This window comes from Chthoniobacter flavus Ellin428 (genome assembly GCF_000173075.1).
In the GTDB taxonomy this organism is placed as follows: domain Bacteria; phylum Verrucomicrobiota; class Verrucomicrobiia; order Chthoniobacterales; family Chthoniobacteraceae; genus Chthoniobacter; species Chthoniobacter flavus.
Window position 1 is genome coordinate 81,172 of the sequence record NZ_ABVL01000024.1, and the last position, 12,096, is coordinate 93,267.

Here is a 12,096-nt window from a genome sequence, read left to right on the forward strand (position 1 = left end):
AGGGCCTGATGGAGTTCGAGATCACTCACGTCACACATTACAAATACGGGCATCCCGCCGCCGAGGCTTACGGCGAGGCGCGACTGACCCCACTGACGCTCCCTTCGCAAACGGTGCTCAGCCATCGACTGGTCATCGATCCCGATGTGCCGGTCTCCGGTTACACCGATCACTTCGGCAATCATGTCCATTTCTTCTCCCTGCCCTTCCGCCACAAGACGCTTTACGTGAGCAACCAGGCGGTGGTGCGCACGCATCCCGTCCCCTTGCCCACCGCCAGCCTTGAACTGCCGGTGCAGGAAGCGCGACAGATTCTCGGCTCCGTGATGACGGACATCTTCGACTACCTGCAGATGACACCTGCGGTGCAGCCCACGCGCGAGTCCGTGCAATGGGCGAAGAAATATTTACCCAGTCGTGCGCCGCTCGGCGAATCGCTCCAGCGCTTGAATGAAGCGATCCACGCGGAATTCAAATACAACCCAGGCGCGACGGAAAACTCCACACCGCTGGCCACGATTTGGAAAAACAAAGAGGGCGTCTGCCAGGATTTCGCGCACGTGGGGCTGAGCATCCTGCGCACCGCCGGGCTGCCCGCGCGCTATGTGTGCGGTTACATCGAGACCGATCCCGTACGCGCGCCCGATGGCACGGCGCGTCGCATGACCGGCGCCGTGGCTACACACGCCTGGATCGAAGTGCTCGTGCCCGGCATGACGTGGGTAGCCATCGATCCGACGAATCGCCAGTGGATCAATGAGCGCTACGTCGCCGTGAGTTTCGGCCGCGACCAGCGCGATGCCACCCCTCTCCGCGGCACATTCAAGGGCAGCGGCGGACAGAATATGAAAGTGCGCGTAATGATGAAACGCCGCGGCGCGAAGATGGAGAAAGCGAGGATATGAAAAACATCCAACATCCAACGCCCAACATCCAACACCCAATGGCGCAAGCGCGTCGCAGTGGTTTCCCTGATTGGATGTTGAATGTTGGATGTTGGGCGTTGGATGTTCTGCCTTCTTCCCCGGATGTTCTGCCTTTTCCATCGTGAAAATCGGCATCCACTACCAAACGCAGTATGCCTACACCGAGCCGGTCAGTTTCTCGACGCATCTCTTCCGGCTCTTCCCGAAATCCGATCGCTATGTTTCGCTGCGCCGCCTGGCTTTTCAGACCAATGCGGATGCGCAGGTGAATTATCGGCGCGATCTTTTCGACAACGAGATCGCGTCCTGTTTCTACCCGGAAAAATCCGCGTTGCTCCAGGCTGCGTTGCAGATCGAACTGGAACTGACGCCGCGCAACGCCTTCGACTTCCTGCTCGACTCGCCCGCGCTGAATTTGCCGTTTACCTACACCGCGCGCGAAGCCCATGCGCTCTCGCCGTATTTGCAAAATCGGCCCGCGCCGCTGCTGCCCTTCTGGCAACCGCCCATCGAGCCGCAGCCCACGGTGGAAACGCTCGTGTCTCTCAACAGCGCGCTGCACGAACACCTCGCCTACGAGCGCCGTGATGAAGGCGCAGCCTATACGCCGGAGGAAACGCTGCAGCTCGGGCGTGGCGCCTGCCGCGACTTCGCCGTGCTGCTCGCGGAAGTGGCGCGCGGGCTCGGCCTCGCCGCGCGACTGGCCAGCGGATATCTCTGCGAATTTGAGAGCGACGACAAACGCGCGGAAGGCGCGCTGCACGCCTGGACGGAAATCTATCTCCCCGGCGCCGGCTGGGTTGGTTTCGACCCGACCAACGGCTATCTCTGCAATCATCACCACATCACCGCCGCCGTCGGCTTCACGCCCGAAGATATTTCGCCGATCCTCGGCAGATACTATCACTCCACTCACGTGCCCGCGAACATGATGGCGACGCTGCAAATCACTCCGCATGACTAAATCCCTCGCTCGCGTCGCCGATCAGGTAGAAGCCACCTTTGCCGCGCAGAAGGTCCGCCTCACCCTCGGCGGCGAGCCGACTTATGTGCCACTCGATCCGGTCGGTCCGGAATGGAGCGTCACCGCGCTCGGCCCCACCAAGCTGCGCTACGCCTACGCGCTCGCCGATGCGCTCATCGCCCAATCGCTGCCGCGCGCGATCGCCCTCTATTCGCCGGGCAAATTCTATCCCGGAGAGATGAATCCGCGCTGGGCCATCAATCTCGTGTGGAATGTCGATGACACCCCGTTTGTTCCATCGCTCGCATCCACGATTCAGAGTTCAGCGAAGATCGACGCCGCGTCGTTCCGGCAATTTCAGAAACGGCTCGTCCAGGCGCTGAAGATCGAAGACGGCTGGGTGCGCGCCATCGATCCGCTCGACCCGCCGCGCTCCGCAGCCGTGCTCCCGTTGGATCATGCGGAGGATCGATTCTTCATCGAAGATTGGCAGTGTGGGGAAAGCATCGAGCTTCTCCGCGCCGAAGGGCCAGCCGGTTTGCGCCTGCCGCTCAACAATCTGCCCGACAACGTGAGTCGCCGGGCCCTCGCGCTGGAAATCGCCGAGGGAGAACTCCGCGTCTTTCTTCCTCCGCTGCTCCAGGCGCCTTTCCTGCGCTTGATTAACGCGATCGTCGAGTCGGCACGCGGCCTGGGCCTCACCGTGCCCGGTCTGGCTGGCTATGTGCCCAGCGACGAAGCCGGCATCTGGTCGCGACTGGCCATCGCTTCGGATCCCGGTGTCCTCGAGATCAATCTTCCGCCCTGCGCCACATGGCGCGAGTACGCCCATTGGCTGGATGTCCTGGAGCGCGCTGCCACACCCGCGGGCCTGCGTTCCTGCAAACAACTCTCACCCGAGGAACAGGTCGGCACCGGTGGCGGTAATCACCTCCTCTTCGGCGGCCCGAGCCTCGACGATCATCCGCTTTTTTCGCGTCCCGCGTGGGTCACCTCCATCCTGCGCTACTGGCAGCATCATCCCTCGCTCGCGTATATTTTCACCGGACAATACGTCGGCTGCTCGTCGCAAGCACCGCGCCCCGATGAAGGCGCCAGCGCGCTTTACGATCTCGAGATGGCTTACCGCTTTCTCGAGGAATTGCCAGCGGGCGATCATCGCTATCTCATCAGCGAAACGCTCCGTCATCTGCACACGGACACCTCCGGCAATACGCACCGCAGCGAGACGAGCTTCGACAAATTCTGGAACGTGAATTTTGACGGCGGCTGCCGCGGGCTCATCGAGTTTCGCGCGATCGAAACATTTCCGCACGCGCGCTGGATGTCCGCCGTCGCGCTGCTCTGGCACGCGCTGGCCGCGCATCTCCTCACGCATTCGTTCAAGGAGCCGCTCATCGATTTCGGCGACAAACTCCACGACGCTTATTTTCTACCGAGCTTCCTGTGGGCTGATTTCGAGAAAGTGTTGCGCGACCTGCGCCGCGGCGGCTTCGAGTTGCCGACCGCGCTCTTCCGCGAAATCTTCGAATGGCGCTTTCCGGTCATGCTGCATCACGCGGACGGCGCCGCCGAACTCACCCTCCGCCGTGGACACGAAGGCTGGCCCTTGCTTTGCGAGCAACCGCTCGAAGGCGGCAGCACCAGCCGCTTCGTCGACACGTCCATCGAGCGGCTCGAGTTCCTCGCCACACGCGAATTCGGCGCGCGATGCAAAATCCACATCGCCGGCCGCGAGTTGCCGCTCCAATCCTTCCCCGGGGCAAAGCGCGGCGCCGGCCTGCGCTACCGTCGCACCGCACTCTATCCCTCGTTGCATCCCGGCATCACGCCGCAGATGCCCCTCGTCGTGGCCATCACCGGCGAAGGTAAAACGGCTTCTTATCGGCTCGAGCAGGATCGCCGCCTCTTCGTTCCGCACACCGACACGCCTTCTCCAGTATCACCCCACCCTTGCCGCAAATTGCACCCGCGTCTCCTGACTTACGACTTACGGCTGTCGTAGTGAATCACGGAGGGATGCGCTCCTGCGCGTTCCCCATCCAATGAGCGGAGGCGGAATTTGCGGAACGCGCGGGCACGCGCGGGCACGCGTCTTTCCGTAAAGCGGGCGCCGACGGAGCCTCAGCATTACCCACATCTTTTCTCGGATTTAGGACCAGGGGTAATACGGCTGTAGCTCACTGGGAGGGGCGACTTCCTAGAAAAAACCCTGCGTCGCGGAGCGACGCCCTCAAAGAGAGGCGCTGCGCGCATCGGTTTTTCGGTCAGCGACTAGGAAGTCGCCGCTCCCAGTGGCCCCATCCCTTCGACGTCTAAACACCGCGCAAAGATGTGGGTAATGCTTAGGACGGAGCGGCGCCCTCCAAGTTGCCGCGCTATCCGCTTGCCAGCGCCCGTCTTTCGGCGCAACTTCCGCCCTCATTCGCGGCGTTAGCTCAGTGGTAGAGCGGCGCTTTTACACAGCGTTGGTCGGGGGTTCGAATCCCTCACGCCGCATTCTTTGTCCCTCAGGAAGAAAAGAGCGCGGACGGGCTCATTGCGGCAGCGGCGAGGGAAGAATCGGAGGCGGGATGCCGACGAGACCGGAACCATCGACATGGACGATGATTCTCTTTCCATGCCGATCCTTGAAAGTGCTCATGAGCAGGACGTTCTGGGGCGGGTCGGTCTGCAAGCCGCCGAAATACTCGTAGGCCAGCGTTTCTCCGGGCGAGAGCGGGGAAGAAAATACCGAGCGATCCGGCAGATACTTCGGAACGAGTTCGTGGAGTTTCGCCGGGAAGTGATTCTGGTGATCCACCGCATAGGCCTGGCAAGCGATCGCGATCTGTTTGGCGTTGGACAAGCTTTGCACCTCTTTACCCTTCAGTTGCACCTCGCCGAAGACCGGCAGCGCCATTCCCGCAAGAATGGCCAGACCAATAAAAGCGAATCCCGAATATCCGAGGACGAGACCTGCGATTGCCATCCCATCCCCGGATAGCCTGCCGCCGGATTTGCGGATATCGCCGCGCGCAATATGGCCGCAAATGACTGCGGCGATGCTTCCGATGATCGGACAGAGCAGAAAGGAAAGGAGGCCGATCACCAGACTGGCGATGGCCGCGCCGGAAGTTTGCCCCGGCTGTGACGGAGCTGCGTAAGTCGCAGTTGGCTGCGTCGGAGTCAGGTTCGGCGAACTGGCCGCCGGAATATGGGGAGGTGTCGACTGCAACGGCGGGAACGAAGCCAATGGCACCCAGTCTTGCGCGCCTTGCACCCACGCGAGGTCATTTGGGGTCAACTGCCCGCTCGCCAATTGGCGTCGCACTTCTTCCAAGGGGAACGGCCCGAGCCGATTTCCATCGCGAGCGATGTAGATTTCCATGCGGGCGGAGCCTAGGTGAACACGCGAGGCCATGTCGAGTGTGGTTGTTGTTCGCCGGCATGTCCGCGACTTCTTACTCTCAAGATTAAGATTAAGACTGTTCTTCACACCCGCGTTTGACAAAACGGCCCGGACTTACCAGCTTCCGGCGCATGAATTCCACGGAGGCCAGCATTGCACTCAATATGGTGCCCGGTGTGGGGCCGGTGCGTTTGCGGCGTTTGCTGGAGGTCTTTGAGACGCCGGAGCAGGTGCTTCTGGCGCGGGAGGGTCAGCTTCGAGCGGTAGATGGCATCGGCGCGGAAGTGGCCGCCGGAATCGCCCATTGGGAGGAGAAGGTGGATCTCACTGCCGAACTGGCCCGCATTCAGGAATTCGGCGCCCGGGTCATCACGCAGCAGTCACCGGAATATCCGCGGATGCTGCAGGAGATCTCGAATCCGCCCATCGTCTTATATATATGGGGCGAATTGACCGAGCGGGATCAGCAGGCCATCGGCGTGGTCGGTTCGCGCAAGACGAGCCATTACGGCCTGGAGTGCGCGAAGAAGCTTTCCTATCAGCTCGCCTACGCCGGCCTTACGGTGGTCAGCGGACTGGCACGTGGAATCGATACGGCGGCGCATCAAGGAGCGCTGGCCGCGCAGGGCCGGACTGTCGCGGTCATCGGCTCAGGACTCATGGACCTGTATCCACCGGAAAATCAGGCGCTGGCCGAGAAGATCACCTCCTCCGGAGCAGTGGTCTCGGAATTTCCCATGACCTTTCCGCCGAGCACCCAAACGTTCCCCTATCGGAACCGCATCGTCGCCGGCTGGGGCAGCGGCACCCTTGTGGTCGAGGCGGGATTGAAGAGCGGCGCCCTCATTACCGCCACCCAAGCGCTCGAACATGGCCGCTCGGTTTACGCTGTTCCCGGCCAGATCGACCGCCCGACTTCGGCGGGGTCGAATCGCCTGATCCAGCAGGGCGCCAAGCTCGTGACGGGGGCCGCGGACATCCTCGACGACCTGCGAATTCTCGCCCCGGAGCCGCGCAAAATGTCGACTCCAGTCAGCGCCATTCCCCTCTCCACAGAGGAGCAATCCATTCTCGCTTCGGTGGATAACGCGGAGACCCCCATTGATTTGATCGTCACAAAATCGGGCTTGCCGATGCCCAAAGTGGCGTCCACTTTGCTCGCCCTCGAAATGAAAAGGCTGGTGAAACAACTTCCCGGCCAGCAGTTCGTGAAGCTTTAAGACCGATTTTTGCTATGAATTTTATCAGGTGTAACTCTGGCGCTATCCCCAAGCGTCAGGTGCGATTCATCCGATAAAACGCCAGTCAATCACCCCCAACACGTATTTATAGTGAGCGATGATGCTTGATAACCGATTTTCCGCCTACAGTCCCTTTGGCCGGGCGGAATCCGCCTTCCTGCATCACCCAAATCCCCTTTCATGAAAACCCTCGTCATCGCGGAAAAGCCCAGCGTCGCCAGCGACCTCGCGAAGGCGCTTGGCGTGAAAAAGGCCGGCGACTGGTTTGAGAACGACAGCTATGTCATCTCGTCGGCCGTAGGCCACCTGCTGGAGCTGGCCGTGCCCGAAGAGCACGAGATCAAGCGCGGCAAGTGGACCATGGAAAAGCTGCCGCACATCCCGCCGCAGTTTGCCCTGGCGCCGATCGACAAGAACGCCGGGCGGCTGGCGCAACTGCGCAAGTTGATCAAGCGCAAGGAAGTGACCGAGTTGATCAATGCGTGCGACGCCGGGCGCGAAGGTGAACTCATCTTCCGCAACATCGTGAAGGCCACCGGCGCGAAGCAGCCGATCAAGCGGCTGTGGTTGCAATCGATGACACCGGATGCGATTCGCACTGCTTTTGCCAACCTGCGTAGCGATGCCGACATGCAGCCGCTGGCCGATGCCGCGGTCTCGCGCAGCGAATCAGACTGGCTGGTGGGCATCAATTCCACCCGCGCGCTGACCGCGTTCAATTCGCAGGGCGGCGGTTTTTCCAAGACCACGGCCGGGCGCGTCCAGACGCCGACGCTGGCCATCCTCGTCGAGCGCGAGGAGAAGATCCGCGCCTTCGAGCCGCGCGCCTATTGGGAAGTCTTCGGCGATTTCGGCGTCAAGGAAGGCAGCTATCGCGGTCGCTGGTTCGACCCTGCGTTCAAGAAGAATGGCGATGAAGACGGGCGCGCCGAACGCATCTGGGACAAGGTCAAGGCCGACGCCATCAAGGCGAAGTGCGATGGCCAGCCCGGCACGGTTGAGGAAGAGAAGAAGCCGACCACCCAGGCGCCTCCCCTGCTCTACGATCTGACCACTCTGCAGCGCGAGGCAAACGGCCGCCACGGCTTCCCCGCGAAGATGACCCTGCAGATCGCACAGGCGCTTTACGAAAAGCACAAGGTGCTCACCTATCCGCGAACCGATTCGCGCTATTTGCCCGAGGATCACGTGGCCACGGCGAAGCGGGTGATGAACAGCTTCGAGGATCGCACCCTCGCCGGGCACGCGGAGAAGGCGTTGCGCGAAAATTGGGTGAGGCCGAACAAGCGCATCTTCAATAACGCCAAAGTCAGCGATCACTTTGCCATCGTGCCCACGGGCACGGCGCCGAAGAATCTCAGCGAGACCGAGCAGAAGATTTTCGACATGGTGTCGCGGCGCTTCGTCGCGGTGTTTTATCCGGCAGCGCAGTTTGAAGTCACCACGCGCATCACCACGGTGGTCGGCGAGAAATTCAAGACGGATGGCAAGATCATCGTCGATCCGGGCTGGCTCGCCGTGTATGGCCGCCAGGCCGAGGGCGAGGGCGAGAGCGACAAGGCAATCGTGGCCATCACGCCCGGCGAACAGGCGCGGACGGAAGCGATCGAGGTGAAGGAAAACATCACCAAGCCACCGCCTCGCTACAACGAAGCCACGCTGCTTTCCGCCATGGAAGGCGCGGGCCGCCTGGTGGACGACGAAGAGTTGCGCGAAGCGATGAGCGAGCGCGGCCTCGGCACGCCGGCGACGCGGGCGCAGGTCATCGAAGGCCTGCTCTTCGAGGGCTATCTCATTCGCCAGGGACGCGAACTCATCGTCACGGCCAAGGGCATCTCGTTGATCACGCTCCTGCGCAATTTGCACGCGGAGACGCTGACCAAGCCCGAACTCACCGGCGAGTGGGAACACAAGCTGCGCCAGATGGAGCGCGGCCAGCTTTCGCGCGGCGCCTTCATGGACCAGATCCGCGGCCTGACCACCGAGATCGTGAGCAAAGTTCGTGGCGGCATGGGCCAGGAAGTGCGTGGCAATTTCAAGGATATCGACGTCGCCTGCCCCGAAGTGTGGGACCGGTCCTTTCAAGGAGAGCTTCAAGGCCTTCGAGTGTCGCAATCCCGAGTGTAAACTCATCGTCTGGAAGACCATGTCCGGCCGCGAATTCGAACGCGAGGAAGTGGCCAAGCTCCTCACCGAAGGACGCGTGGGGCCGCTGGAAGGTTTCCGCAGCAAACTCGGCCGCGCCTTCAACGCGGAGATCATTCTCAACGAGAAGACCGAGTGGAAGCAGAAGTTCGACTTCGAGGACAGCAACGGCGAGGGGGAGAACGGTATGGGCAAAGCGCTCGATCTCTCGCAGGCCAAAGTCCTCGGCGAAACGCCGCAGGGCACCGTTTACGAAACGGAGAATGCCTTCCTCTGCATGCCCGCCGGCAATGGCTCGAAGAAGCCGATCCGCATGGGCAAGAACATCTGCCAGCGGGCGATCCCGGCGGAGCAAGCGCTGAAGATCTTCACCGAAGGGAAGACCGATCTCCTCCCGCGCTTCATCTCGAAGAAGGGCAAGCCCTTCTCCGCCTACCTCAAGCTCGACGGCGCCAAGGTCACTTTCGAATTCGAGCCGCGGCAGAAGAAAGCGAAAGCGCCGCCGGCCAAAAAGACACCGCCGAGTGCAGAAGCGGAGGGCTGAGTATTCATCTGGAGTGCAGCGTTTCTCCGCTACAGCGTGAGACTTTGAAGTGTAGGAGAGTCGATGGGGAAGCGCCGGAGAAATCGAGGTCACTCCCCGGCATTCCACTGCACGAAGCACCAAAGAAACTGTTGCCCGATTGCTGATTTGCCCGCGGAATCTGTTCGTGAGAACTGCTGGTTTTCGTCGTCCATGGCTGGCAGAGTCCGGTTGAAAAACCCCGCATGAACTGGGAACAAATCACCGAGCTTTGTCATACGGAGCTGCTAAGCATGCGCGAAGGTCTGCCGAAAGTCGTAACGCTCTTTCCTGACGCTCGCGATGTCCCTCAAGCCTTTCTAGCGTATGAGAGCGCGACCAATGACACGATCGAAGTTGCCATCCGCCAGTTCGCTGAGTATCGCACCTGGCCGAAGCTGACTCCGATTGAGCGAATCATGCTCAGCTTCCGTCTTGAGTTCGCGGTTTCCATCGGTTCGTTATTGTGCGAGCAGCCTGCGCCTTGGGAAGACGCGGAAACCGCGGACGCGTCCCGGAATACAGAGGATCGTCTCGGATGGCTTCTCTTATTCGCTTGGGGCCAGCACGGATTTACCGGGCTGCATGATAACCTTCGGCGGCTGCTGACAGAGGAAGACGTCGACTGAAAGCCGACTCTGGGGAGCATACGTGCCTAGGCGAATTTTCTAGCCAACCACCGGCTGCTTCCGTATAGTAAAAGCCGTAATTATTGGAACCTATGGATACGATTGCAGATAGCGCCCAGGTCAGCAGTGGTTTGCGCCTTTTCTGCGCCTGATTCCCCTCGGAACAGACGGTCACTGCGGAGGTTTATTCCATGCCAATCAAGATACGTCCCAATCGCCAATCGAAGGCGACCCATTATGAGAACCTGAAGGTCTCGGAGCGGGCGCCATTGGAGGTGATCAAAGCCGCCTATCGGGCTCTGTCCATGCGCTGGCATCCGGACCGAAATCCGGGAGACCCGCGCGCGGGCAAGATCATGGGCATCTTGAATGCCGCCTACGACGTCCTTTCCGATCCCGCGAAGCGGCAGGAATACGACGACAAGCTGGCCGCGACGCGCCGGACCTCGGCCACGGTTCCGTTCACGTCCACGTCGCCGGGCAATTTCACGCCCACGTCGGCTTGGAACCCGAAGCCTTCCCGGGCATTTTCGCTTTCGATCTTTTTTCGTAGCATCCGCTGGCAGCTTCCCGACGGGAAGCTGGCCTGCGCGGCCGTCCTGCTCGCTATCTTTGGTGTATTTCTGGTCAACACCATCGCGCATCATCATTCCGCGAAAAAGACGGAGTCTGGCGCGACCACACCTGCGGAGCCGTCGCCGGACAGACAGGACACTATCATCGGAGAGGCGCTTCCGCAGGAACCGTCACCGCAGCCAGTCTTTGATCTGCGCCTGACCAATCCGCTCAATGGGCAACCCTGGCCGAAGAAGGCCTCGTACCTCGAGGGTTTCGAGAAACTGGCGATGGGCGGCTATTCGTCCGTCACGGTGGACAATTCGAAAAATACCTCCGCCGTTTTTATGAAGCTGGTTTCCGTCGAATACGGCGAGCAATCAAAAGTCGTCCGGGTCTGCTTCATTCCGACACGCTCGACTTTCACTTTCGGTCGAATCACGCCCGGTCGCTATGAACTGCGCTACCAGGAAGTGGAAGACGGTGAGTGTCTGAAAACCGAGACCTTCGTGCTGTCCGAAACGAAACGCCTCCGAGGCGTGGAATGCACCCAACTCCGGATTCCGCTTTACGGTCTCACCGGCCGCAGCCTGGATCTTTTGCGCAGCGACGAGAGGGAATTCATCACCGCGCTTCCCGTCGCCGCCCGTTGAGACGGCGATTCGCCATCGCTACTTCGCCGGCACCGTGAGGTTCTGCACGATGAAATCCCAGATGTCCTTGTATTTCTCCGTCGGATGATCGGGAAATTTGTTATAGACCGTCGCGCCGACGGAATCGGCCACCTTTTTGAAGCCCATGCCCCAGGCCGGTGAATGTACTTTGTAGTTCGCCTCCGTCACTTTGGGATCGTTCGGCTGGGTTAGCCCCCATTCGTTCTCGAAATAGATCGGCGCGGCATTTTTGTTGAGCAACGCGTCGGGAGACCACTTCTGGATCAGCGGCAGCAATTCGTCGCGATGCTTGAGCGACTCTTCGAAGCTCATCCCCAACGCCGGCGCGCCCCACGCCACGCCAGGCACCCATTCCTGCATGCGCTTCGGGTCGATGCTCGGCTGGCTGCGGAACGCCGCCACGCACACCACCTTCGAGGACTCGCGCTCGACCGGATCACTCGAGGGGGGGATTCGCATGCTCGCCGGAACAGCCGACGTACAAGGCGGGGCAATGTCCCCTGCGAACCCCCCCCCCCACGGGGGATCCGTTTCGGGATCGAGATCCCCACTTTCGCCGCATTCAGGCGAACGAACTGCACCGCGCGGACCGCATCATTCATCACATACGACACCGGCGGATTCGCCTTGTCCTGCAGGCCCTCGGTCAGCGTGCGAGTCTCGACGGCGACGATGGCGACGTGCGACGGGAAGAACTTGCCCGGATCCACCGCATGCTTCGCCGGCTTCCAGATACCCCCATACCAGATCAGCACCGGGCACGGCTCCTTCGCATTCGGCGGGACGTAGATGTCGAGAAGTTGATTCGGGCTTGGGCCGTACGAAATATCGGCGGCGGTCGGTGTCGGTCCCGCGGGCTTCTGCGGCACGGGTTGGCCGGCCGCATGAAGGCAAATGGTAGATTGGCAAAGCGCCAGCAAGGCAGCGGCACCGAGAACGCGAGGGAGGATGAAATTCATGAGCGGGGTAAAAGCTACGCTGAATGAACACCCGCACGTCCGGAAATGTT

The 12,096-nt window shown here is 61.0% G+C and carries 10 protein-coding genes and 1 tRNA gene; 9 read left to right on the plus strand and 2 right to left on the minus strand.

Translation table 11 applies throughout. The annotated features are described in order from the left end of the window. Window positions 1-8: 8 nt before the first annotated feature. The 4 genes from CFE428DRAFT_RS26495 (at window position 9) to CFE428DRAFT_RS26510 (ending at window position 4,389) form a co-directional block, all read left to right on the plus strand. Window positions 9-905: a transglutaminase family protein gene (locus tag CFE428DRAFT_RS26495; protein WP_006982764.1), complete on the plus strand. Its 897-nt coding sequence runs from the start codon at window positions 9-11 to the stop codon at window positions 903-905. Between the two features lie 142 nt (window positions 906-1,047). Further along, on the plus strand, window positions 1,048-1,890 hold the full coding sequence (locus CFE428DRAFT_RS26500) for a transglutaminase family protein (protein ID WP_049975765.1): 843 nt from the start codon (window positions 1,048-1,050) through the stop codon (window positions 1,888-1,890). Beyond that, window positions 1,883-3,895 carry a transglutaminase family protein gene (locus tag CFE428DRAFT_RS26505; RefSeq protein WP_006982766.1) on the plus strand — a complete coding sequence of 671 codons (2,013 nt, stop codon included), beginning with the start codon at window positions 1,883-1,885 and terminating at the stop codon, window positions 3,893-3,895. Before CFE428DRAFT_RS26500 ends, CFE428DRAFT_RS26505 begins: the two co-directional genes overlap by 8 nt. Before the next feature lie 422 nt (window positions 3,896-4,317). After that, window positions 4,318-4,389 (plus strand) — tRNA-Val (locus tag CFE428DRAFT_RS26510). Between the two features lie 37 nt (window positions 4,390-4,426). Here the strand turns inward: CFE428DRAFT_RS26510 and CFE428DRAFT_RS35130 are convergent. Next, on the minus strand, window positions 4,427-5,260 hold the full coding sequence (locus CFE428DRAFT_RS35130; RefSeq protein ID WP_006982767.1) for a DUF4190 domain-containing protein: 834 nt from the start codon (window positions 5,258-5,260) through the stop codon (window positions 4,427-4,429). A 152-nt stretch (window positions 5,261-5,412) separates the two neighbouring features. Here CFE428DRAFT_RS35130 and dprA point away from each other — a divergent pair, with 152 nt between their 5' ends. From dprA to CFE428DRAFT_RS26535, 5 genes are all read left to right on the plus strand, one after another. Beyond that, window positions 5,413-6,501, plus strand: a complete 1,089-nt coding sequence (gene dprA, locus CFE428DRAFT_RS26520; RefSeq protein WP_006982768.1) for a DNA-processing protein DprA — start codon at window positions 5,413-5,415, stop codon at window positions 6,499-6,501. Window positions 6,502-6,702: 201 nt separating this feature from the next. Further along, window positions 6,703-8,649, plus strand: coding sequence for a DNA topoisomerase 3 (locus tag CFE428DRAFT_RS26525; RefSeq protein WP_006982769.1), 1,947 nt, complete (start codon window positions 6,703-6,705; stop codon window positions 8,647-8,649). 19 nt (window positions 8,650-8,668) lie between these two features. Continuing rightward, window positions 8,669-9,211: a topoisomerase C-terminal repeat-containing protein gene (locus CFE428DRAFT_RS39200; protein ID WP_006982770.1), complete on the plus strand. Its 543-nt coding sequence runs from the start codon at window positions 8,669-8,671 to the stop codon at window positions 9,209-9,211. Window positions 9,212-9,435: 224 nt separating this feature from the next. Further along, window positions 9,436-9,858, plus strand: a complete 423-nt coding sequence (locus tag CFE428DRAFT_RS26530) for a hypothetical protein (RefSeq protein ID WP_006982771.1) — start codon at window positions 9,436-9,438, stop codon at window positions 9,856-9,858. Between the two features lie 191 nt (window positions 9,859-10,049). Further along, a complete protein-coding gene (locus tag CFE428DRAFT_RS26535) occupies window positions 10,050-11,066 on the plus strand; it encodes a J domain-containing protein (protein ID WP_006982772.1) in 1,017 nt (338 codons plus the stop codon). An 18-nt stretch (window positions 11,067-11,084) separates the two neighbouring features. On the opposite strand, the gene CFE428DRAFT_RS26540 is transcribed toward CFE428DRAFT_RS26535, so the two are convergent. After that, a complete protein-coding gene (locus tag CFE428DRAFT_RS26540; protein ID WP_006982773.1) occupies window positions 11,085-11,546 on the minus strand; it encodes a hypothetical protein in 462 nt (153 codons plus the stop codon). Between the last annotated feature and the right edge of the window lie 550 nt (window positions 11,547-12,096).

Excerpts from the sequence above, each read along its gene's own strand:
- CFE428DRAFT_RS39200 (WP_006982770.1), top strand. The coding sequence starts at position 8,669 with ATGTCCGGCCGCGAATTCGAACGCGAGGAAGTGGCCAAGCTCCTCACC.
- CFE428DRAFT_RS26540 (WP_006982773.1), bottom strand. The coding sequence starts at position 11,546 with ATGCGAATCCCCCCCTCGAGTGATCCGGTCGAGCGCGAGTCCTCGAAG.
- CFE428DRAFT_RS26505 (WP_006982766.1), top strand. The coding sequence starts at position 1,883 with ATGACTAAATCCCTCGCTCGCGTCGCCGATCAGGTAGAAGCCACCTTT.
- CFE428DRAFT_RS26535 (WP_006982772.1), top strand. The coding sequence starts at position 10,050 with ATGCCAATCAAGATACGTCCCAATCGCCAATCGAAGGCGACCCATTAT.
- CFE428DRAFT_RS26495 (WP_006982764.1), top strand. The coding sequence starts at position 9 with ATGGAGTTCGAGATCACTCACGTCACACATTACAAATACGGGCATCCC.
- CFE428DRAFT_RS35130 (WP_006982767.1), bottom strand. The coding sequence starts at position 5,260 with ATGGAAATCTACATCGCTCGCGATGGAAATCGGCTCGGGCCGTTCCCC.
- CFE428DRAFT_RS26525 (WP_006982769.1), top strand. The coding sequence starts at position 6,703 with ATGAAAACCCTCGTCATCGCGGAAAAGCCCAGCGTCGCCAGCGACCTC.
- CFE428DRAFT_RS26530 (WP_006982771.1), top strand. The coding sequence starts at position 9,436 with ATGAACTGGGAACAAATCACCGAGCTTTGTCATACGGAGCTGCTAAGC.
- dprA (WP_006982768.1), top strand. The coding sequence starts at position 5,413 with ATGAATTCCACGGAGGCCAGCATTGCACTCAATATGGTGCCCGGTGTG.